Below are 22,231 nucleotides of genomic sequence, written 5' to 3' on the forward strand. Positions count from 1 at the left end.
TGCCCGGGCCGTTTCAGGCTGAAATGCCCCTGATGTGAGCCGGTGATGACCAAATCCGAACTGATCGAAATCCTTGCGCGCCGTCAGGCGCACCTGAAGGCCGATGATGTCGATCTGGCGGTGAAGTCGTTGCTGGAAATGATGGGCGGTTCCCTCTCTGTCGGGGATCGCATCGAAATCCGCGGTTTTGGCAGCTTCTCGCTGCACTACCGCCCGCCGCGCCTGGGTCGCAACCCCAAGACCGGTGAATCGGTTGCCCTGCCGGGCAAGCACGTTCCCCATTTCAAGCCGGGCAAGGAACTGCGCGAGCGGGTCAGCAGCGTGCTGCCGCTGGACGCCGATCCCGCCTGAGCGTCCCGTCGCGCCACCGCGTGCGAATCCAGCCGCGAGTCGGATAAGCTACGGTCTCCCGCCCCTGGAGCTGTCGCATGAAGGTCTTTCGTCTGCTGGTCCTGCTGGCGGTGCTGATCCTTGGATTGATCATCGGTGCGGTCAACATGACCGCGATGTCGATCAACCTGCTGTTCACCGAGCTGCATACCTCCGTCGGCGTGGCATTGATCGCCGCCCTGCTGGTGGGCGTGGTGGTCGGCGCCGGCCTGGTGCTGGTGAGCGTGGTCGTTCCGCTCTACAGCCAGCTGCGCCGCGCCAACAAGTCCGCTGCCGCGACGCCGGCACCGGCCGCTTCCCCCCAATCTTTTGACGGACGTTGATCGAAGATGGATTTCGTCACCGAGTGGTTCTGGTTTTTCCTGTTCGTGCCGCTGGCCGCCCTGGCCGGCTGGGTGATCGGACGGCGTGGCGGTCAGCGCCACGGTGACAACCAGGTCAGCCGACTGTCCAGCACCTACTTCCGTGGCCTGAACTACCTGCTCAACGAGCAGCCGGACAAGGCCATCGAGCTGTTCCTGCACATCGCCGAGCTCGACAAGGAAACCTTCGAGACCCAGGTCGCGCTGGGCCATCTGTTCCGTCGCCGCGGCGAAGTGGACCGCGCCATCCGCCTGCACCAGGGCCTGGTCAACCGCAACGATCTGAGCGATGCGCAGCGCGTGCAGGCGCTGCTGGCGCTGGGCGAGGACTACATGAAGTCCGGCCTGCTGGACCGCGCCGAAACCGTGTTCACCGAGCTGGCCCAGCTGGACCAGCGTGCGCCGCAGGCGCTCAAGCACCTGATCGGGATCTACCAGGCCGAGCGCGACTGGGAGAAGGCGATCGACAACGCCACCCGCTTCGAGGATGTCACCGGCGAGCCGATGGGCAAGCTGATCGGGCAGTTCGAGTGCGAGCTGGCCGAACGCTTCCGTGGCGCCGGCAAGCTGGAAGAGGCGAGGGCGGCCATTGCCCGTGCCTACCAGGCCGATGCGATGTCGGTGCGCGCCGGCATCATCGAAGGACGCCTGGAGAGCGATGCCGGCAATCCCGAAGCGGCGGTGCGAGCCTTCGAGCGCGCTGCGCGCAATGACCCGGAGTATCTGCCGGAACTGCTGCCGGCGCTGATGCAGAACTACCGCAAGGTCGGCGACCTGGGCGGCGCCCGCGCCTTCCTTTCGGAAATGACCGAGCACTACCGCGGTATCGCGCCGGTGCTGGCGCTGACCCGGCTGATGGAGGAACAGGAAGGTGTCGCCCCTGCGCGCGCCTATCTGGGCCGCCAGCTCAAGGACCGCCCCTCGGTGCGCGGCGAATCGGCGTTGATCGACCTGACCCTCGCCGAAGGTGCCGATTCCACGGCCACCCTGCACGATCTCAAGCACATCACCGACCAGCTGCTGGTGCGCAATCCGGCCTACCGCTGCACACGCTGCGGCTTCGGTGCGCGCACCCACCACTGGCAGTGCCCGAGCTGCAAGGAATGGGGTACGGTCAAGCCGCTGCTGAACTACGCGGTGCTCTGAATCATGCCCTGGCTCGTGATGGGCGCGCTGCTGGCGTTGGCCCTGCTGAGCGCGGCCCTGACCTGGGCGGCGCGCGGCTACGCGCTGCGCCGGCAGCTGATGGACCACCCCGGGGAACGCCGCAGCCATAGCGTCGCCACGCCACGTGGCGGCGGCATCGCCATTGTCATCAGCCTGCTGGCCACCGCAGCCGTGGCCATGTGGGCGTGGCCGCAGGCCATGCCGAGCCTGCTGGTCGCCGCTGCCGGCCTGCTGCTGGTCGCGGGCATCGGCTGGTGGGACGACCATCGCCCGCTGCCGGCCATGCGCAGGCTGCTTGTTCATTTCATTGCTGCCGGCCTGTTGGCCGGGCTGGTGAAGATCCACGGCGGCAGCTGGCTGCTGGCCCTGCTGGTGCTGTTCTTCACCGCCTCGTTGATCAACATCTGGAACTTCATGGATGGCATCAACGGCATTGCCAGCAGCCAGGCCATCGTGGTCGCGCTGGGGTTCGCTCCGGTGCTGCCCTGGCCGTGGTCATTGCTGGCCATCGCCCTCGGGCTGGCCTGCGTGGGTTTCCTGCCCTTCAACTTTCCGCGCGCACGCATCTTCCTCGGGGATGTCGGCAGCGGAGCGCTGGGCTACGCGGTGGCGGCCGTTGTGGCAGTGGCCAGCCTGCGCACGGACATCAACTGGATCCTCCTGCTGGTGCCGCTGTCACCGTTCCTCGTGGACGCGGGCTTCACACTGCTGGCGCGCATCATTTCCGGACAACGCTGGATGGAACCCCACACCCAGCACGTCTATCAGCGCGCTGTGCAGGCAGGAGCCAGCCACGCCCTGGTGACAGGGATGTACTTTGTTTTGGGCCTATTCAGCATTACAGTGTTCAATGTCAGTTCGAATCTGCAGCCGAGGTGGGAGGCTGTCGTGGCAATTGCTTGGTTCATCACGCTGAGCATGCTGTGGCTCCTCCTGCGCAATGGAATGCGCCACCGACAAGGAACTCCTTGAAATATGTCTTCACCCTGGCGGGATAGAATCCTCGGCCTGTTGCCGCGTACGGCCATTGTCTGCCACGACCTGTTCATGGTCTGGGCATGCTGGCAGCTGCTCCACGCCGGTCGTTACTCGATCCTGCCGGACGCGCCTGCGCTGCCGTTGTGGAATGTCGATACCACCCTGGTCCTGCTGCTGCAGGGACTGGTGTTCTGGCGCGTCGGCCTGTATCGCGGCCTGTGGCGGTTTGCCAGCGTCAGCGACCTGCTGAACATCTTCAAAGCCAGCTTCATCGGCATGGTCGCCATCGTCCTGGTGCTGATGTGGAAGCGCTTCAACGGCGTGCCGATGTCGGTGCTGGTGATCTATCCCTTCGCGCTGTCGGCCCTGCTGGGCGCGCCGCGCCTGCTGTATCGCGCATGGAAGGACTACCAGGCGCTGCAGTCCGATTCGAGCGCGCGCCGGGTGCTGATCCTGGGTGCCGGACAGGCCGCCGAAACGCTGGTCCGCGATCTGCGTCGTTCCGGCAATTTCGAGCCGGTCGGCCTGCTCGATGACGCCCCGCACCTGCGCGGCGCGAAACTGCAGGGCCTGCCGATCCTGGGCACGCTGGACGATGCGCCGGCCGTGGCCCGCGAAACCGCAGCCAAGCTGCTGGTCATCGCCATTCCGTCGCTGGATGCCGCCGGCATGCAGCGCGTGGTCGCTATCTGCGAGAGCACCGGGGTTCCGTTCCGCACCGTGCCCAAGCTCAGTGACATCCTGCAGGGGCAGTCGCTGCCGGGCCAGCTGAAGGAAGTGGCGATCGAGGATCTGCTGGGCCGCAAGCCGATCATGCCGGACTGGAACCTGATCCGTGGCTGGCTGGGCGGGCGCACTGTGATGGTGACCGGTGCCGGTGGTTCGATCGGTTCAGAACTCTGCCGCCAGTGCGCGCGCCACGGTGCAGGCCGCATCGTCCTGCTGGAGATCAGCGAACTGCTGCTGTTGACCATCGAAGGCGAGCTGCGCCGCAGTTTTCCCGACATCGAGATCGAAGCCGTGCTGGGTGACTGCGGTGACCCCGCAGTGATCCGCCATGCGCTGTCGCTGCACCCGGTCGATACGGCCTTCCATGCTGCCGCCTACAAGCATGTGCCGGTGCTGGAACGGCAGCTGCGCGAGGCGGTGCGCAACAACATCCTGGCCACGGAGAACGTCGCCCGTGCCTGCCTGGAGGCACACGTCGAGCACTTCGTGTTCATCTCCACCGACAAGGCGGTCGATCCGGTCAATGCGCTGGGTGCCAGCAAGCGCTACGCCGAGATGATCTGCCAGAGCCTGGACCAGAAGTCCACGCATACCCGCTTCGTCACCGTGCGCTTCGGCAACGTGCTGGCGTCGGCGGGCAGCGTCGTGCCGTTGTTCCGCGAGCAGATCCTCAAGGGCGGGCCGGTCACGGTCACCGACCCGGAGGTCAGCCGCTATTTCATGACGATCCCCGAGGCCTGCCAGCTGATCCTGCAGGCGGCCGCCTCGGCGTCGCATGGCGCCATCTATACGCTCGACATGGGTGAGCCGGTGCCGATCCGGGTGCTGGCCGAGCAGATGATCCGGCTGGCCGGCAAGCAGCCGTACAAGGATATTCCGATCATCTACACCGGGCTGCGCCCGGGTGAGAAGCTGCACGAGACGCTGTTCTATTCCGACGAGGACTATCGTTCGACCGCGCACCCCAAGATCCTCGAAGCCGGCGTGCGCGCGTTCTCGCGTGACATGGTGCTCGGCAACGTTCCGAAGCTGCGCGAAGCGATCAGCAGCTACGACATCGACACCATCCAGGAGATCCTGTTCGCGACGATGCCGGAGTTTTCTCCAATCGAACAGGATGCTTACATCTCATCCGCTAAAGTCGTGCCGTTTCCGACACGCGAGGCCAACAGGCACTAATGAGCAAGCGAATTCGTAAAGCAGTTTTTCCCGTGGCAGGGCTCGGGACGCGCTTCCTGCCGGCGACCAAGACGGTGCCGAAAGAAATGCTGCCGATCATCGATCGTCCGCTTATCCAGTACGCTGTTGATGAGGCCATAGAAGCCGGCTGTGACACGCTGGTGTTCATCACCAACCGCTACAAGCACGCCGTCGCCGACTATTTCGACAAGGCGTATGAGCTGGAACAGAAGCTCGAGCGCGCCGGCAAGCAGGAACAGCTGGAGATGATCCGCCACGTGCTGCCCAACGGCGTGCGTGCGGTCTTCGTGACGCAGGCCGAAGCGTTGGGCCTGGGCCACGCGGTGCTGTGTGCCAAGGCCGTGATCGGTGACGAGCCGTTCGCCGTGCTGCTGCCGGACGATCTGATCTGGAACCGCGGCGACGGTGCGTTGAAGCAGATGGCCGATCTCAATGAGGCCAGCGGTGCCAGCGTGATCGCCGTCGAGGACGTGCCGCACGACAAGACCGCCAGTTACGGCATCGTGGCCACCGAGGCCTTCGATGGCCGCAAGGGCCGTATCTCGCAGATCGTGGAGAAGCCGAAGCCGGAGGACGCCCCCAGCGATCTGGCGGTGGTCGGCCGCTATGTGCTGAGCCCGAAGATCTTCGATCTGCTGGAGCAGACCGGCAGTGGTGCCGGTGGCGAGATCCAGCTGACCGATGCGATCGCGCAGCTGCTGAAGACCGAGCAGGTCGATGCCTACCGTTTCGAGGGCACCCGTTTCGACTGCGGCACGCACCTGGGACTGGTCGAGGCGACGATCCGCTTCGCGCTGGACAACCCGAAGCTGGCGGGCCCGGCGCGCGAGAAGCTGGCGGCGATGCTGGCGGAATAAGGTTTATCAAGCGCTCCGTTCGCGGCGCCTTGATTGATACGTGGTGGGCGGTACGGGTGGGCCTTTGCAGGACACGCCGTAAACCCATCCATGGGGGCTCGATGGCGCCATCCATGGCGCCAACGGTCCTGCAAAGGCCCACCCGTACCGCCTGTCAGATTTCCTGCGGGCGCGGACGGGAAGGGCGGAATCAAAGACAAGAGCAAAAGCAAAAAGGCAGCCATCGGCTGCCTTTTTGCTTGTTGGGGTCAGATCCCTTTGCGCAGCAAAGGGATCTGACCCCAGCTCCTGCTCATCCCTCCGCCGCGGGGAGGCTGGAAGGGCCGGGTTGGCAGGGCTGCCTGGGACCGTTGGCGCCATGGATGGCGCCATCGAGCCCCCATGGATGGGTTCACGGCGTGTCCCAGGCAGCCCTGCCAACCCGGCCCACGCCATGAAGCCCAACGAGGCAGCGCTTTGAACCTTACAGCGCCTCGAAAATACCCGCCGCGCCCATGCCGGTGCCGATGCACATCGTCACCATGCCGTACTTCTGCTGGCGACGACGCAGGCCGTGCAGCAGGGTCGCGGTACGGATCGCACCGGTGGCACCCAGCGGGTGGCCCAGGGCGATCGCACCACCCAGCGGGTTCACCTTGTCCGGGTCCAGGCCGCAGTCACGGATCACCGCCAGCGACTGCGCGGCGAAGGCTTCATTGAGCTCGATCCAGTCCAGCTGATCCTGGTTCAGGCCAGCCTGCTTGAGTGCCTTCGGGATCGCGGCGATCGGGCCGATGCCCATCACTTCCGGACGCACGCCGGCCACCGAGAAGCTGACGAAGCGCGCCAGCGGGGTCAGGCCGTAGTCCTTGATCGCCTGTTCCGACGCCAGCAGCACGGCACCGGCGCCGTCGCTCATCTGCGACGAGTTGCCGGCAGTGACGGTGCCACCGAACTGGCCATTGCGGAACACCGGGCGCAGCTTGGCCAGGCCTTCGGCCGAGGAATCCGGGCGCGGGCCTTCGTCGGTATCGGCAACCTTGTTGCGGGTAATGATGCGCTGGCCATCGGCCAGGTCCGGCAGGTGCGAGACGATCTCGTACGGGCTGATCTCGTCCTTGAACTCGCCCTTCTGGATCGCAGCCATCGCCTTCTGGTGCGAGGCCAGGGCGAAGGCATCCTGCTCTTCGCGCGAGACCTTCCACTCTTCGGCCACCTTCTCGGCGGTGATGCCCATGCCGTAGGCGATGGCCACATGGTCGTTGTCGAACACGCTCGGTGCCATCGCGATCTTGTTGCCCATCATCGGCACCATCGACATCGACTCGGTGCCGCCGGCCAGCATCAGGTCGGCGTTGCCCAGGCGGATCGCATCGGCGGCCTGCGCAACGGCCTGCAGGCCGGAGGAGCAGAAGCGATTGACGGTCTGCGCCGCGATGGTGTTCGGCAGGCCGGCCAGCAGCACGCCGATGCGCGCCACGTTCATGCCCTGCTCGGCTTCCGGCATCGCGCAGCCGATGATCGCATCATCGATGCGGTTGACGTCCACGCCCGGCGCCTGCGCGACAACGCTGCGCAGCACGTGGGCAAGCATGTCGTCGGGGCGGGTATTGCGGAACATGCCCTTGGGCGCCTTGCCCACCGGGGTACGGGTGGCGGCGACGATGTAGGCGTCCTGGATTTGCTTGGTCATTGCAGTGATCTCTCGAATAGGTTTTGTAGAGTCGAGCCATGCTCGACTGCCACAGCAGGTGATGCCGGCCCGGGGCCGGCATCCGCCATCAATCAGTTGCGCAGCGGCTTGCCGGTCTTGAGCATGTGCGCGATGCGGGCCTGGGTCTTTTCCTGCTGGGCCAGTTCGACGAAGTGCTTGCGCTCCAGGGTCAGCAGCCACTCTTCGTCGACCAGGGTGCCGCGATCGACCTTGCCGCCGCACAGCACGGTGGCGATGCGCTCTGCAATCTCGTAGTCGTACGGGCTGATGAAGCGACCTTCCAGCATGTTGACCAGCATCATCTTGAAGGTGGCGATGCCGACGTCGCCGGCCACCTGGATGCGGCGTGCCGGCAGCGGCGGACGGTAGCCGGCTTCGGCCAACGCGCGGGCTTCGGCCTTGGCGATGTACAGCGCCTCATAGCTGTTGAACACCACCTTGTCGGTGTTGCGCAGCAGGCCCAGTTCCTTGGCGTTGACCGCCGAGTTGGACACCTTGGCCATGGCCACGGTCTCGAAGGTCTTCTTCAGTTCGGCAAACACGTCGCCGCCCGGGCCGGCCGCCTGCGAGGCGCGCACGGCCAGTTCCTTCAGGCCGCCACCGGCCGGCAGCAGGCCGACGCCGGCTTCCACCAGGCCGATATAGCTTTCCAGGAAGGCCACGGTCTTGGCGCTGTGCATCTGGAACTCGCAGCCACCGCCCAGGGCCAGGCCGCGCACGGCAGCCACCACCGGCACCAGCGAGTACTTGATGCGCTGGCTGGTGCGCTGGAAGTTGGCGACCATCTGCTCGAACTGGTCGACCTTGCCGGCCTGCAGCAGGCCCAGGGCGCCGGCCAGATCGGCACCGGCGGAGAACGGTTCCTTCTGCTGCCAGATCACCAGGCCCTGGAAGTCCTTCTCGGCGCGCGAGACGCATTCCTGCAGGCCATCGAGTACCTGGTCGGAGACGGTGTTCATCTTGGTCTTGAAGCTGACCACGGCGATACCGTCGCCGTCGTGCCACATGCGCAGGCCATCGTTCTCGAACACGGTCTCGCCCGGCGCGAACGTTTCGCCCAGCAGCGGATCCGGGAAGCGCTGGCGCTGGTACACCGGCAGCGACGAGCGCGGCAGCTTGGCGTTGCGCGACGGGCTGTAGCTGCCCTCGGCGGCGTGCACGCCGTCGCGGCCATCGAAGACCCAGTCCGGCAGGGGGGCATTGCTCACGCTCTTGCCGGCGACGATGTCATCGGCGATCCACTGCGCCACCTGCTTCCAGCCCGCGGCCTGCCAGGTCTCGAACGGGCCCAGCGACCAGCCGTAGCCCCAGCGGATCGCGAGATCGACGTCGCGCGCGGTCTCGGCGATGTCGGCCAGGTGGTAGGCGCTGTAGTGGAACAGATCGCGGAAGGTCGCCCACAGGAACTGTGCCTGCGGATGCTGGCTCTCGCGCAGCTTGGCGAACTTCTCGGCCGGGTTTTTGATCTTCAGGATCTCGACCACCTCCGGTGCGGCGCTGCGGTCGGCCGGACGGTAGTCCTGCTTTTCCAGATCGAGCACGACGATGTCCTTGCCGACCTTGCGGAAGATGCCGGCACCGGTCTTCTGGCCCAGCGCGCCCTTGGAGATCAGCGCATCCAGCCACTTGGGCGACTTGAAGAACTCATGCCACGGGTCGTTCGGCAGGGTGTCGCCCATGGTCTTGATCACGTGCGCCATGGTGTCCAGGCCGACCACGTCGGAGGTGCGGTAGGTCGCCGACTTCGGGCGCCCGACCAGCGGCCCGGTGAGGCCATCGACTTCATCGAAGCCCAGGCCGAACTGCTGGGTGTGGTGGATGGTCGAGAGGATCGAGAACACGCCGATGCGGTTGCCGATGAAGTTCGGGGTGTCCTTGGCGTAGACCACGCCCTTGCCCAGCGTGGTGACCAGGAACTCTTCCAGGCCTTCCAGCACGGCGGCATCGGTGGTCGAGGCCGGGATCAGCTCGGCCAGGTGCATGTAGCGCGGCGGATTGAAGAAGTGCACGCCGCAGAAGCGGTGGCGCAGCTGTTCCGGCAGCACGTCGGCCAGCTTGTTGATGCCCAGGCCGGACGTGTTGGACGCCAGCACGGCGTGATCGGCCACGAACGGAGCGATCTTCTTGTAGAGGTCCTGCTTCCAGTCCATGCGCTCGGCAATGGCCTCGATGATCAGGTCGCAGTCCTTCAGCTGCTCCAGCCCCGACTCGTAGTTGGCCGGGGTGATCGCTTCGGCCAGCGACTTGCTGGCCAGCGGCGCCGGGCTGAGCTTGCCCAGGTTGGCGATCGCCTTCAGCACGATGCCATCGGCCGGACCTTCCTTGGCGGGCAGGTCGAACAGCACGGTGTCGACGCCGGCGTTGGTGAGGTGGGCGGCGATCTGGGCACCCATGACGCCGGCACCCAGCACGGCGGCGCGGCGGACTAGCAGGGAATTGGACATGGTGTAAGGGCCTTTGTTGGTCAGCAGTTACTGGGTGGAATCAGGCGGAGGCGGGCAGGGCGCTGCCGCTGCGTGCGGCGGCGCGGAACCCGGCTTCGGCGAAATGGATGAGCTCGTGGGCTGCCTGGGCACGATGCGCCGCTTCGGTGACACCGGCGGGACGCTTGATCAGCCCGAAATCGGCCATGGCGTAGGTGAGCGAGCCGGCCAGGAAATCCAGCCGCCAGTACAGTTCTTCCTTGCTCAGGTCGGGCACGCACTCGGCGATGGCCTTGCCGAACGCACGCAGCACGTGGCCGTAATGGTCGGACAGGAACTTGCGCAGGTTGTCGTTTTTCTCGGCGTAGGCGCGGGCGATCACGCGGACGAAGGCGCCGCCGCTCTGGCGGTCCTGGGCCAGCGCCAGCGCCGGCTCCACGAAGGCGGCCAGCACCGGGCGCAGTTCACCGGGGTGTTCGCTGCGGGCGCGTTCGAGTTGGGCCATGCGGGCGCCGGTCATCTCGTCCATGCGACGGCGGAACACCTCGTTGACCAGGTTTTCCTTGGAACCGAAGTGGTAGTTGACGGCGGCGATGTTGACGTCGGCCTGGCTGGTGACCTGGCGCAGCGACGTGCCGGCAAAGCCGTGCAGGGCGAACAGCTCCTCCGCGGCACCGAGGATCCGGTCCTTGGTCGAGAAGTGGGCGGGCTTGGCCATCGGGCAGGCGGACCTTAATCAAACGATTGTTTGATACTAGAACCAGACGGTAGCGTATGGCATTTTGCAGTGCAGCAAAACGCGGGGTCCGGTCAGATTTCACTCAGGTGGGTGAATGGGGTACAGCCGGGGGCGGATCCCCGCAGGGGGCTCGGACCCCGGCGCCACGAGCCGCCAGCCAGGGGCGCACTACCACCGCGCCGCTTTATCTTTTACAATTCGCCTACGTTTATCAGGCTAAGCCCGCGTTCCGACGCGGGTTTTTTTCATGTACCCTTCGGGCCATCAGCGGCCCGATTCCATTGGAGACATCCCATGGCGCTGGAGCGCACCCTTTCGATCATCAAGCCGGACGCCGTTGCCAAGAACGTCATCGGCGAAATCTACGCCCGCTTTGAAAAGGCCGGCCTGAAGGTCGTCGCCGCCAAGTACAAGCAGCTGTCGCGCCGTGAAGCCGAAGGCTTCTACGCCGTGCACCGCGAGCGTCCGTTCTTCAACGCCCTGGTCGAGTTCATGATCTCCGGCCCGGTGATGATCCAGGCCCTGGAAGGCGAGAACGCCGTGCTGGCCCACCGCGACCTGCTGGGCGCCACCAACCCGAAGGAAGCCGCGCCGGGCACCATCCGCGCCGACTTCGCTGAATCCATCGATGCCAATGCCGCCCACGGCTCGGACTCGGTCGAGAATGCCGCGATCGAAATCGCCTACTTCTTCGCCGCGACCGAAGTCGTCTCGCGCTGAGAGTGATGCCGTGAACGAGGTCGTACAGACACCCGCCATCCAGCCGCTGCCGAAGTCGGCACCCACGGCCGGCAAGCAGAACCTGCTCGACCTCGATCGCGCGGGCCTGGAGACGTTTTTCGTCGAGGTTCTCGGCGAGAAGAAGTTCCGTGCCCACCAGGTGATGAAGTGGATCCACCACCGCTACGTCACCGACTTCGATGAGATGACCGATCTCGGCAAGGTCCTGCGCGCCAAGCTGCAGGATCATGCCGAGGTCGTCGTTCCCAACATCGTGTTCGACAAGCCCTCCGCCGACGGCACCCACAAGTGGCTGCTGGCGATGGGCGTGGATGGCAAGAACGCCATCGAGACCGTGTACATCCCGGACAAGACCCGCGGCACGCTGTGCGTGTCCTCGCAGGTCGGCTGCGGGCTGAACTGCACGTTCTGCTCCACCGCCACCCAGGGCTTCAACCGCAACCTGACCACCGCCGAGATCATCGGCCAGGTGTGGGTGGCTGCGCGCCACCTGGGCAACGTGCCGCACCAGATGCGCCGTCTCACCAACGTGGTGATGATGGGCATGGGCGAGCCGCTGATGAATTTCGACAACGTCGTGCGTGCCATGAGCGTGATGCGCGACGATCTGGGCTATGGCCTGGCGAACAAGCGCGTGACGCTGTCCACGTCCGGCCTGGTGCCGCAGATCGACCGCCTGTCCAGCGAGAGTGATGTCTCCCTGGCGGTGTCGCTGCACGCACCGAACGACGAGCTGCGCGAGACGCTGGTGCCGCTCAACAAGAAGTACCCGATCGCCGAGCTGATGGCCTCGTGCGCGCGCTACCTGCGCGCCAACAAGCGTCGCGAGTCGGTGACCTTCGAATACACCCTGATGAAGGGCATCAACGACCAGCCCGAGCATGCCCGGCAGCTGGCCCGGCTGATGCGCCAGTTCGACAACGCGGTGCAGGCCAAGGACTCGGGCAAGGTCAACCTGATCCCGTTCAATCCGTTCCCGGGCACCCGTTACGAGCGTTCCGAGGAAGCCGACATCCGCGCGTTCCAGAAGATCCTGCTCGACAGCAACGTGCTGACGATGGTCCGCCGCACGCGCGGCGACGACATCGACGCCGCCTGTGGCCAGCTCAAGGGCCAGGTGATGGACCGCACCCGCCGCCAGGCGGAGTTCAACAAGACGCTGCAGGCGGGGAAGGGGAGCGATGCGGCCGCCTGACCGCTTCCGGCTGGCGCTGCTTGCGGGCGTGCTGGCCATGGCGGTCGGTGCCTGCTCCTCCACGCCCAAGGGCCGGCTCGGTCCCAGCGAAGCGCCGGTCTATTCGGTGCGTGACCCGGACGGCGTGCGTCGCCAGGTGCGCGTGAACGACCTGCTGGTGCTGGCCTCGCGCGACATGCAGCTGGGCAATCTGGACGGTGCCGAGAGCAAGGCCCGACAGGCGCTGAAGCTGCAGCCCGACGAGCCTGACGCACTGGTCCTGCTGGCCGGCATCGATGACCGCCGCGGCCGCACCCGGCAGGCGGGCGAGGGCTTCCGCAGGGCCGCAGAGCTGGCCCCGCAGCGCGGTGACGTACTCAACAACTATGGCGCCTGGCTGTGCCAGCAGGGGCAGGCCGCCGAGTCGCTGGTGTGGTTCGATCGTGCGCTGCAGGCGCCGGGCTATGCCACGCCCGCCGAGGCGCAGGCCAACGCGGGGGGCTGTGCGCTTGACGCGGGGCAGCCCGAACGGGCCGAGCGCGACCTGCGTGCCGCACTCGCGGTGGCTCCGGCCAACCCGGTCGCCCTGGAGGCGATGGCCCAGCTGAGCTTCCGCCAGGGCCGCTACATGGAGGCCCGGGCCTTCGCCGAGCGCAGGATTTCGGCTGCACCCGCAACACGTTCCGTGTTACAACTTGCGTCTCAAATCGAGGCGCGGCTGGGCGATCACGCAGCATCCGATCGCTATCTGCAGCGGATTCGACAGGAATTTCCGCAGGATGCGGGCTCCTAACTCCAGGGTTGATGCATTGTGATTGATGACCAGACTGTGAGCGCTCTCGAGACTGCGGCCGGCTGTGGCACCCGCCTTCGCCAGGCCCGCGAGGCGGCCGGACTGACCCTTGACGACGTCGGACAGCGGCTGCGCATGCCGGTCCAGGTGGTCAGGTCGCTGGAAGAAGAACAGTGGCAGAAGCTCGGTGCGCCGGTGTTCGTCCGCGGCCAGCTGCGCAGCTATGCGCGCCTGCTGAATGTGGATGTGAGCGAACTGCTGGAGCAGGCCCAGGTGGGACCGGTGGTCCCCCCGACCCTGGTCAGCCATACCCATACCCCGCGTGCGCGCCGGATCGCCGAGAACCTCGGCCGGCGCGTGCTGTATGTCGGCATCACCGCGGTGCTGGCCGTGCCGGTGTGGTTCGCCACGCGCGGCCATTTCGATGGCGGCACGCCGTCGCCGAACACCGCCTCGCTGGACGTGATCCCGGCGACCGTGCCGGTCACCCCCGCCGCCGACGGCGCCGAGCCGGTGGCATCGACGGAGGCCTCGGTGGCGTCCACCGCCAAGCCGGCCGCGACCCCGTACGTCGCCTCGCTGGCGCCGGTCCCGCGTCCGGCCGCCACTGCGGCGGGTGCCGGCACCACGCTGGAGATGCAGTTCAACGGAGACAGCTGGGTCGACATCGGCGGCCCCGATGGCAGCACCGTCGAGAAGGCGCTGATCCGGTCGGGCGAGAGCCGCAGCTTCACCCCGGGCCAGGTGACCCGGGTCACTCTGGGCAACGCCTCGGCGGTCCAGGTTCAGCAGAACGGCGCTATCGTCGATCTGGCGCCCTACCAGCGAGCCAACGTGGCACGCTTTCAGGTATCCTCTGAAGGCTCCGTGGTCCCGGTTTCGCACTGAGGCGCGGTTTCACCACCTTCGATAATCCCAATGGTCCCTCCCGATGGGCGGGGCGAGAGTACGCATGGCGATCGACGATCTGCTCGACGAGCACGAACAAAGTGAACGCGTCCGCAGCTGGCTGCGGAAGAATGGCGCCAGCATCATCGGTGGCGTGGCCATCGCCATCGGCGCCATCGCCGGCTGGCAGTGGTGGCAGACGCAGCAGGGCGGCAAGCTGGCCTCGGCCAATGTCGAGTACCAGAAGGCACTGGTGGGTCTGCAGCAGAACAAGCTCGACGACGCCGCCAAGGCGGTGAAGGCGCTCGAAGCCGGTCCCTCCAGCATCTACGGCGACCTCGCGGCGCTGCAGCTGGCCAAGGCCCAGGTCGACGCCGGCAAGAATGAAGAAGCCCTGGCGACGCTGCGCAGCGTGAAGGTCGAAGGTGACCTGCAGCGCGTGGTCGACCAGCGCGTGGCCCGCCTGCTGGTCGCTACCGGCAAGGCCGACGAGGCCATCTCCCTGCTGGGCAGCGCCACCGACAGCGGCAGCCTGGAGATCCATGGCGATGCGCTGATGGCCCAGGGCAAGCGTGATGCCGCCCGCGAACAGTACGAGAAGGCGTTGAAGACGCTGGACGTGGCGGCGCCCCAGCGGCGCCTGCTGGAAACCAAGGTTATGGACGCCGGCGGCACCGTCGCCGCCCCTGCGGAGTCGGTTTGATGAGTCAGAAGGTCATGATCACCCGCGTCGCCACCGTGCTGCTGCTCGGCGTGGCGCTGTCCGGCTGCAGCACCATGAAGGGCTGGTTCGCCGGCAAGGACGCGGAAGCGAAGAAGGCGCAGGAGCCGGCCGAACTGGTCAAGTTCGAGCCGACCCTGAAGGTCAACAAGGCCTGGTCGGTCAATCTGGGCAAGGGTGAGCGTCGCATCGGCGTGCGCCAGGGCCCGGCGGTGGCCAACGGTCACGTGTTCGCTGCGGCGATCACCGGGGGCGTGCACGCCATCGACCTGCAGACCGGCAAGAAGGTCTGGACCTGGGAGCCGAAGAAGGAAAAGAAGAAGGACAAGCTGCGCCTGTCCGGTGGCCCGGGTGTCGGCGAGAACCTCGTCGTGATCGGCACGCTCGACGGCCAGGTCATCGCGCTGGACATCAATGACGGCAGCGAGAAGTGGCGCGCCCGCGTGCCCGGCGAAGTGATCGCCGCGCCGGCGGTGGCCCAGGGCATGGTGTTCGTGCGCAGCAACGACGGCCGCATCACCGCCTTCGACGTGGGCAACGGCACCCAGCGCTGGTTCAACCCGAGCGAACTGCCGGCGCTGACCGTGCGTGGCAATGCGCCGGTGGTGACCGGTCCGGGCGTGCTGTTCATCGGCAGGGATGACGGCGCCATCGCCGCGCTGGCCATGCAGGATGGCCGCACCCTGTGGGAACAGAACGTGGGCAGCGCTGAAGGGCGCACCGAGCTGGAGCGCATGGCCGACATCGACGGTGCGCCGGTGCTCGATGGCAACACGCTGTTCGTGAGCAGCTTCAAGAACCAGACGATGGCCATCGAAGGCCCGACCGGTCGCCCGCTGTGGGCGCGCGACCACGGCGGTGCCGGTGGCGTGGCGGTCTCGTCGGGCAATGTGTTCGTCACCGACAACAAGGGTGGCGTGTTCGGCCTGGACAAGGCCAGTGGCGCGGCGATGTGGTCGCAGACCGGGCTCGCCCGGCGCCTGCTGACCGGCCCGGCACTGCACGGCGACTACGTGGTGGTCGGCGACTACAAGGGATACGTGCACTGGCTGCAGACGTCCGATGGCGCGATGGCGGCGCGGGCCAAGAGCGGCGGTGAAGCTCTGCTGGCCCAGCCGATCGTCGTCGACGGGGTGCTGCTGGTGCAGAACGTGGATGGCAAGCTGACCGCCTTCCGGTTGGCAAATTAATACGGAGTAATCGCGATGCTGCCTTTGGTCGCCCTGGTTGGACGGCCGAATGTCGGCAAGTCGACCATTTTCAATGCGTTGACCCGCACCCGTGACGCCCTGGTCCATGACCAGCCCGGCGTCACCCGTGATCGCAACTACGGCGTCTGCCGCCTCGACGAGGACAATCATTTCCTCGTCGTGGACACCGGCGGTATCGCCGGGGAAGACGAGGGTCTGGCGGGCGCTACTACGCGTCAGGCCCGGGCCGCTGCCGCCGAAGCCGACCTGATCCTGTTCGTCGTCGATGCCCGCGAGGGCACGTCGGCGCTGGATGACGAGATCCTGTCGTGGCTGCGCAAGCTGTCGCGTCCGACCCTGCTGCTCATCAACAAGATCGACGGCACCGACGAGATGGCCGTGCGCTCGGAATTCGCGCGCTACGGCTTCAGCGAGATGCTGACGGTTTCGGCCGCGCATCGTCAGGGCCTGGACGATCTGCTCGATGAAGTGATCCAGCGCCTGCCGGAAGAGGGCAGTGGCGAAGAGCTGGACAACGATCCGAACCGTGTGCGCATCGCCTTTGTCGGCCGCCCCAACGTGGGCAAGTCGACCCTGGTCAACCGCATCCTCGGCGAGGAGCGCATGATCGCCTCCGACGTGCCCGGCACCACCCGCGATTCGATCGCGGTGGACCTGGAACGCGATGGCCGCGAATACCGCCTGATCGACACCGCCGGCCTGCGTCGCCGCTCGCGGGTGGACGAGGTGGTCGAGAAGTTCTCGGTGGTCAAGACCATGCAGTCCATCGAGCAGTGCCAGGTGGCCGTGCTCATGCTGGACGCCACCGAAGGCGTGACCGACCAGGACGCCACCGTGCTGGGGGCCGTACTCGACGCCGGCCGCGCCCTGGTGATCGCCATCAACAAGTGGGATGGCCTGACCGAGTACCAGCGCGAGCAGGCCGAAACCATGCTGTCGCTGAAGCTGGGCTTCGTGCCGTGGGCGGAATCGGTACGCATCTCGGCCAAGCATGGCTCGGGCCTGCGTGAGCTGTTCCGTGCGGTGCACCGCGCCCATGAATCGGCGAACAAGACGTTCACCACCAGCGAAGTGAACAAGGCGCTGGAAGTGGCCTACGAGACCAACCCGCCGCCGACCATCCGCGGCCACGTCTCCAAGCTGCGTTACGTGCACCCGGCCGGGGCCAACCCGCCCACCTTCATCGTGCATGGCACGCGCCTGAAGGAGCTGCAGGAGTCGTACAAGCGCTACTTGGAGAACTTCTTCCGCAAGCGCTTCAAGCTGATCGGTACGCCGGTGGTGTTCCTGTTCCGCGAAGGTGCCAACCCGTACGAGGGCAAGAAGAACGTGCTGACCGAACGGCAGATCAAGGCCAAGCGGCGCTTGATGAAACACGTCAAGGGCAAGTAACCGGAAAGGCGGCCGCAGGGCCGCCTTTTTCGTTGTACCGCGCCACGAGGGCACACTTGCCCATAGCGGGGGCGGGTGCCGGCTGTGTGTGGCGGGGAGGGGCGCTCCCGTGCCTCCTGCGGTCCACCGTTGCTTGTGGCGCACTTTGCATATCTCTTGGCGCACACTGCGATGGCGTTTAACGCCCGCAGGCGTAAATTGGCTTAACCCGTCATCTACAAGGCTCGGGCAGTCAGGCACCAAGAGGATAAGCACGTGGCAAGAAATGGAACGTTTAGCTTGAACATTGGCTGGCAGGCACTGCTGTCGGACCTAGGAGTTCACAGCGGTCATGTCCTGCGAAAGGCAGGGCTGCCGGATGACATCCTCTCTCGCGACAACCACGGGCTAACGACCGCCGAGTATTTTCGGTTCTGGGGCGCCTTGGAGGATGAAGTTCACGATCCCTTGTTTGCGTTGCGAATCGTAGAAATGGTGTCAGCGGAGTCTTTTGATCCGCCTCTGTTTGCGGCTCTCTGTAGTGCGAACCTTCTGCAGGCTGTCCAACGTTTGGCGAAATACAAACAGTTGGTCGCCCCTATGAGCTTGGACGTTGAGGTTGATGAAGCTGGAGCAATGACAATCTCGCCGCGCTGGTCGTCCACCCCGTCTGAGGTGCCCTACTCATTGCAGGTCGCCGAACTAGCGTTCTTCTTGAAACTGGCCAGACTCGCAACGCGTGAGCCGGTTCGTGCGCTACGAGTCTGCCTTCCAACCACGCCACCTCGTGCTTATGCGCAACAGTACGAGAAGTACTTTGGCACGACCGTACGAGGCAGCGCGGGCCCAAGCATCGCGTTCAGTGCAACTGACCTGCGGCGCCCCTTCCTCACGCTAAACGAGGGTATGTGGCGCGTTTTCGAGCCCGACCTTCGCCGGCGACTCAATGAGCTCGATGCTACTGCTACCACCTCCGAGCGGGTGCGTGCAGTCCTACTGGAATTGCTACCGGCCAGCTCGGCCACGATTGAACGCACGGCGGAGAGGTTGGGCATGAGCAAGCGAACGTTGCAGCGTCGCCTAGAGGATGAAGGTCACAGCTTTCGCTCACTCGTCAACGGCACGCGGGAGAACCTTGCCAGGCACTATCTCAACAACACGAGCATGTCCGGCGGAGAGATTGCGTTTCTGCTCGGGTTCGAAGATCCCAACTCCTTCTATCGTGCGTTTCACGAATGGACAGGCCAGACGCCTGACAGCGCTCGAATCCAATCGAGCCTGAATTGAGAGACGAGATTATGCAAACCGTCGAGCGCAGGGTCATTCTTGCAGGAGCTACCGGATTGGTCGGCGGCCGATTGTTGAAGTTGCTCCTGGACGATCCCGATGTTTGTGAAGTGCATGCCGTAGGCAGGCGGGCTTTGACGCTACAGCACCCAAAGCTGCAGCTCCACGTCGTAGATTTCAGCTGTTTACCCGACCTTCCCGAAGCTGATGAGGTCTATCTCGCCCTCGGAACTACGATTAGGGATGCTGGCAGCCGTGCAGCTTTCCGCGCTGTCGACCTAGATGCCAACCTGGCCGTCGCAAAGGCGTCATTCCGACAAGGATGCAGCCGCGTGGGCTTGGTGAGCGCTGCGGGGGCTAACGCAAAATCGTCGATGTTCTACAACCGGGTGAAGGGCGAGCTGGAAGATGCCCTCGAGAAAATAGGCTTCAGTGGCCTCGTAATCGCGCGACCTTCGCTGCTTCTGGACGACCGCAGTGCTTCAGGTCAGCCATCACGACTGGGGGAGAGGGTCGCGATCCCAATTTTCAGAATGCTGACCCCCTTGCTTTCGGGGGCATACCGTCCGGTCTGGGCGCAAGCGGTGGCTCAAGCCCTTGCCAACGTTGTTCCTGGCGCCAATGGCGTCATTGAACTGGCCTCCGATGCTATTGCCCAAGAAGCTGGTCGTGATTAGTTGGCAAAAAACGCAGCTGCCAGCTGCAGGTGGCGCGCTTTGCGTGGAGAGTGGCGCATCACGCTAGCGACATGGCACCTCCGGCCCTCCAAAGTGAATGCACAAAGCGGCTATCAGGCCGCCTCCACTTTCAAAGCGAGGATCCCATCATGGCCAACAAAGTCGCACTCGTCACCGGCGCCTCCTCAGGTATCGGAGAATCTGCCGTTCTCAAGCTCAAGGATCTTGGCTACACGGTCTACGGAGCTGCGCGCCGTGTGGATCGTATGCATCACCTGACCAAATCCGGCATCAAGATTCTTGCTATGGACGTGGCCGACGATGCTTCCATGCAGGCCGGAATCGGCACCATCATCGATGAATCCGGCCGTATTGACGTGCTTGTCAACAATGCTGGCTACGGCTCCTATGGTGCTGTCGAGGACATTCCTATGGAAGAGGCGCGCGCCCAGTTCGAGGTCAACGTCTTCGGCGCTGTGCGGCTGACCCAGCTGGTCCTGCCGCAAATGCGGTTGCAACGCTCGGGCACCATCGTCAATATCACCTCGATGGGCGGCAAGATTCATACCCCGCTAGGCGCCTGGTATCACGGTACGAAGTTCGCCCTGGAGGCGATCAGCGACTGCCTGCGCATGGAAGTCCGTCCCTTCGGTATCGACGTGGTGGTGATCGAGCCGGGCGGCATCAAAACCGAATGGGCCGGCATCGCTGCCGACAAGCTGCGCGAGACCTCAGGCCACGGCCCTTATGCGGTGCAGGCCAATGCCATGGCGGAATCCATGATCGGCGAGGCAAGCGTCAAGCGCCAGTCGCCACCGCAGATTATTGCCGACACCATCGCCAAAGCCGTGACGGCGAAGAAGCCCAAGACCCGCTATGCGATCGGATTCGGGGCCAAGCCGATGATCTTCATGCGCGGCCTTCTCTCTGATCGCGCCTTCGACAGCATGATGTGGGCTGCGACCGGCATCTCGAAGGCGTGGAAGAAAAGCAGGGCTTGAACAAGGAGGCAGTGGAGCGCGAGACCTCAAACCCGACTGCCTCGACTGATCAACTACCGAGAAAGAGCGAGCGCTGATCCGGTGGCAAAAGCTGATCGCTGAACCGGATTTGCGCTGCGGCTCGCCGAGTCGAGTCCTGCTCGCTTCGCGCGACAATAAGGCGCTCATCTATCAGGCGTTCGATCGCTGCACGATAAATGTCTGCACTTGCCGGTGAGCTGTTACAGGTCTTCGTGAAGAGCTTGCCGAAGCTCACTCCGTCTGAGTGAGCATAAACTGGCGGGGAATCTGTTCGAGCAGCGCGTTGATGCTTGAGTTCTTAGCCACGTCATCGAACTCAGATGCCAACGCTCCTTGGCCGCTACGGCTAGCGTCGAACGTGGGATCGTAGTCCAGCATGCCGGCACCGAACATATCGATGCCGGCGCCACCATAGTGGATGAAATAGTTGTTGTGCTTCCAATGCACCTGAAGGTGTCAACGAAAGTCAGGCCGAGTCATTCTTCAGCAAGCTCAGACGCTGGGAACCCTCACTCCGTGATCCCACGCTAGCACCGACAACTGCATGATTTCCGTGGGCGAGGGCGCCCTCATGGCGTTCTACGGGGAATGGGGTCAGATCCCTTCTTCTTCGAAAAGGAGATCTGATCCCGGGGACGCGCGGTGGGCAGGGCCTGCGCGATAATGGCGCCATGAGCATCCGAGAGCTTTCCCCCGCGCAGGCGCATGACCGCCTGGCCCATGGCGCCGTGCTGATCGACGTGCGGGAGGCGCACGAGCGCGCAGGTGGCATGGCCGAAGGCGCCCGTGGTGTGGCCAGGGCGGAACTGCAGGCCGACCCGGCCGCGCACCTGCCACGCCCGGAACAGGAAATCCTGCTGATCTGCCAGACCGGCAAGCGTTCGGCCGACGCCGCGCAGGCCCTGCTCGACGCCGGCTACGCGAACGTGGCGTCGGTCGCCGGGGGCACCGTGGCCTGGCGCGAGCAGGCGCTGCCGCTGGTGCAGCCCGTGGCCAGCGCTGCCGACCGTGACTTCTTCGACCGCTACTCGCGCCACCTGCTGCTGCCGCAGGTGGGTGAGGCGGGCCAGCGTCGCCTGCAGCAGTCGCGTGTGCTGGTGCTGGGGGCGGGCGGGCTGGGCGCGCCGGCCGGCTTCTACCTGGCCGCGGCCGGGGTCGGGCACCTGCGCTTTGCCGATCACGACCGGGTCGAACGCAGCAACCTGCACCGCCAGATCGTGCATACCGAAGCCAGTGTCGGCCAGCTCAAGGTCGACTCCGTACGTGAGCGCCTGCTGGCGCTGAATCCCGCCATCGACATTGAAGCCGTGCCGCAGCGGGTCACCTCCGACAACGTCGACGCGCTGCTGGACGGGGTGGACGTGGTGCTGGATGGCTCGGACAACTTCCCGCTGCGCTATCTGCTCAACGATGCCTGCATCAAGCACCGGCTGCCGCTGGTGTATGCGGCAATCGAGCGCTTCGACGGCCAGGTGAGCGTGTTCGACGCCGGCCGCCAGCGCGGCGTCGCACCCTGCTACCGCTGCCTGTTCCCGGAGCCGCCGCCGCCGGAGTTCGCGCCGAACTGTTCCGAGGCCGGCGTGCTGGGCGTGCTGCCAGGGTTGGCCGGCGTGCTGCAGGCCACCGAGGTGTTGAAGCTCCTGCTGGGCATCGGCGAGCCCCTGGTGGGGCGTCTGTTGCGTTTCGATGCACTGGGCATGCGCTTCCGCGAAACCGGCATCGGCCCGGACCCGCAATGCCCGGTCTGCGCGCCGGGCGTGCCGTTCCCGGGCTATATCGATTACGCCGCCTTCTGCCGGGGCGGGTGA

General features: G+C 65.3%; 21 protein-coding genes. 17 read left to right on the plus strand and 4 right to left on the minus strand.

Going from position 1 to position 22,231, the window contains the following annotated elements; translation table 11 throughout:
• Positions 1-45 precede the first annotated feature (45 nt).
• The 6 genes from QMZ25_RS08840 to galU all read left to right on the plus strand — a co-directional run bounded on the left by QMZ25_RS08840 (position 46) and on the right by galU (position 5,683).
• Positions 46-351 carry an integration host factor subunit beta gene (locus tag QMZ25_RS08840; RefSeq protein WP_053517737.1) on the plus strand — a complete coding sequence of 102 codons (306 nt, stop codon included), beginning with the start codon at positions 46-48 and terminating at the stop codon, positions 349-351.
• A gap of 77 nt (positions 352-428) precedes the next feature.
• Entirely contained in the window at positions 429-713 is a 285-nt protein-coding gene (locus tag QMZ25_RS08845; RefSeq protein WP_053517736.1) for a lipopolysaccharide assembly protein LapA domain-containing protein, read from the plus strand.
• A 6-nt stretch (positions 714-719) separates the two neighbouring features.
• Positions 720-1,898, plus strand: coding sequence for a lipopolysaccharide assembly protein LapB (gene lapB / locus QMZ25_RS08850; protein WP_053517734.1), 1,179 nt, complete (start codon positions 720-722; stop codon positions 1,896-1,898).
• Between the two features lie 3 nt (positions 1,899-1,901).
• Entirely contained in the window at positions 1,902-2,891 is a 990-nt protein-coding gene (locus QMZ25_RS08855; protein WP_053517733.1) for a glycosyltransferase family 4 protein, read from the plus strand.
• A 3-nt stretch (positions 2,892-2,894) separates the two neighbouring features.
• Positions 2,895-4,805, plus strand: a complete 1,911-nt coding sequence (locus QMZ25_RS08860) for a nucleoside-diphosphate sugar epimerase/dehydratase (protein WP_053517731.1) — start codon at positions 2,895-2,897, stop codon at positions 4,803-4,805.
• Positions 4,805-5,683 (plus strand): UTP--glucose-1-phosphate uridylyltransferase GalU, encoded by an 879-nt coding sequence (galU, locus tag QMZ25_RS08865; RefSeq protein ID WP_053517730.1) that lies wholly within the window; start codon positions 4,805-4,807, stop codon positions 5,681-5,683. Before QMZ25_RS08860 ends, galU begins: the two co-directional genes overlap by 1 nt.
• Positions 5,684-6,146: 463 nt before the next feature.
• On the opposite strand, the gene QMZ25_RS08870 is transcribed toward galU, so the two are convergent.
• The 3 genes from QMZ25_RS08870 to QMZ25_RS08880 all read right to left on the minus strand — a co-directional run bounded on the left by QMZ25_RS08870 (position 6,147) and on the right by QMZ25_RS08880 (position 10,517).
• Complete coding sequence (locus QMZ25_RS08870; protein ID WP_053520191.1) at positions 6,147-7,355, minus strand: acetyl-CoA C-acyltransferase; 1,209 nt, start codon at positions 7,353-7,355, stop codon at positions 6,147-6,149.
• A gap of 92 nt (positions 7,356-7,447) precedes the next feature.
• On the minus strand, positions 7,448-9,820 hold the full coding sequence (locus tag QMZ25_RS08875; RefSeq protein ID WP_283219477.1) for a 3-hydroxyacyl-CoA dehydrogenase/enoyl-CoA hydratase family protein: 2,373 nt from the start codon (positions 9,818-9,820) through the stop codon (positions 7,448-7,450).
• Positions 9,821-9,860: 40 nt separating this feature from the next.
• Positions 9,861-10,517: a TetR family transcriptional regulator gene (locus QMZ25_RS08880; protein ID WP_065175050.1), complete on the minus strand. Its 657-nt coding sequence runs from the start codon at positions 10,515-10,517 to the stop codon at positions 9,861-9,863.
• 315 nt (positions 10,518-10,832) lie between these two features.
• On the opposite strand from QMZ25_RS08880, the gene ndk reads away from it, so the two are divergent.
• From ndk to QMZ25_RS08930, 10 genes are all read left to right on the plus strand, one after another.
• A complete protein-coding gene (ndk, locus tag QMZ25_RS08885) occupies positions 10,833-11,258 on the plus strand; it encodes a nucleoside-diphosphate kinase (protein ID WP_005409295.1) in 426 nt (141 codons plus the stop codon).
• Positions 11,259-11,268: 10 nt separating this feature from the next.
• Positions 11,269-12,474: a 23S rRNA (adenine(2503)-C(2))-methyltransferase RlmN gene (gene rlmN, locus QMZ25_RS08890; RefSeq protein WP_053520188.1), complete on the plus strand. Its 1,206-nt coding sequence runs from the start codon at positions 11,269-11,271 to the stop codon at positions 12,472-12,474.
• Positions 12,461-13,246 carry a type IV pilus biogenesis/stability protein PilW gene (gene pilW / locus QMZ25_RS08895; protein ID WP_053520187.1) on the plus strand — a complete coding sequence of 262 codons (786 nt, stop codon included), beginning with the start codon at positions 12,461-12,463 and terminating at the stop codon, positions 13,244-13,246. The genes rlmN and pilW overlap by 14 nt, the downstream gene beginning before the upstream one ends.
• An 18-nt stretch (positions 13,247-13,264) precedes the next feature.
• On the plus strand, positions 13,265-14,134 hold the full coding sequence (locus QMZ25_RS08900) for a RodZ domain-containing protein (RefSeq protein ID WP_283219478.1): 870 nt from the start codon (positions 13,265-13,267) through the stop codon (positions 14,132-14,134).
• A gap of 64 nt (positions 14,135-14,198) precedes the next feature.
• A complete protein-coding gene (locus QMZ25_RS08905; protein ID WP_053520185.1) occupies positions 14,199-14,837 on the plus strand; it encodes a tetratricopeptide repeat protein in 639 nt (212 codons plus the stop codon).
• A complete protein-coding gene (bamB, locus tag QMZ25_RS08910; RefSeq protein ID WP_053520184.1) occupies positions 14,837-16,045 on the plus strand; it encodes an outer membrane protein assembly factor BamB in 1,209 nt (402 codons plus the stop codon). The genes QMZ25_RS08905 and bamB overlap by 1 nt, the downstream gene beginning before the upstream one ends.
• A 15-nt stretch (positions 16,046-16,060) precedes the next feature.
• Complete coding sequence (der, locus tag QMZ25_RS08915; RefSeq protein ID WP_053520183.1) at positions 16,061-17,458, plus strand: ribosome biogenesis GTPase Der; 1,398 nt, start codon at positions 16,061-16,063, stop codon at positions 17,456-17,458.
• Positions 17,459-17,737: 279 nt separating this feature from the next.
• A complete protein-coding gene (locus tag QMZ25_RS08920) occupies positions 17,738-18,724 on the plus strand; it encodes an AraC family transcriptional regulator (protein ID WP_258391134.1) in 987 nt (328 codons plus the stop codon).
• Positions 18,721-19,401 carry an NAD-dependent epimerase/dehydratase family protein gene (locus tag QMZ25_RS08925; protein ID WP_283219479.1) on the plus strand — a complete coding sequence of 227 codons (681 nt, stop codon included), beginning with the start codon at positions 18,721-18,723 and terminating at the stop codon, positions 19,399-19,401. Before QMZ25_RS08920 ends, QMZ25_RS08925 begins: the two co-directional genes overlap by 4 nt.
• Before the next feature lie 149 nt (positions 19,402-19,550).
• Positions 19,551-20,402 (plus strand): oxidoreductase, encoded by an 852-nt coding sequence (locus QMZ25_RS08930; protein WP_283219480.1) that lies wholly within the window; start codon positions 19,551-19,553, stop codon positions 20,400-20,402.
• Positions 20,403-20,654: 252 nt separating this feature from the next.
• On the opposite strand, the gene QMZ25_RS08935 is transcribed toward QMZ25_RS08930, so the two are convergent.
• On the minus strand, positions 20,655-20,870 hold the full coding sequence (locus QMZ25_RS08935; protein WP_111185666.1) for a hypothetical protein: 216 nt from the start codon (positions 20,868-20,870) through the stop codon (positions 20,655-20,657).
• 224 nt (positions 20,871-21,094) lie between these two features.
• Between QMZ25_RS08935 and moeB the strand changes: the two genes are divergently transcribed.
• Positions 21,095-22,231 carry a molybdopterin-synthase adenylyltransferase MoeB gene (moeB, locus tag QMZ25_RS08940; protein ID WP_283219481.1) on the plus strand — a complete coding sequence of 379 codons (1,137 nt, stop codon included), beginning with the start codon at positions 21,095-21,097 and terminating at the stop codon, positions 22,229-22,231.

The organism is Stenotrophomonas sp. RS-48 (assembly GCF_030053245.1).
GTDB classification, from domain to species: Bacteria; Pseudomonadota; Gammaproteobacteria; order Xanthomonadales; family Xanthomonadaceae; genus Stenotrophomonas; species Stenotrophomonas maltophilia_P.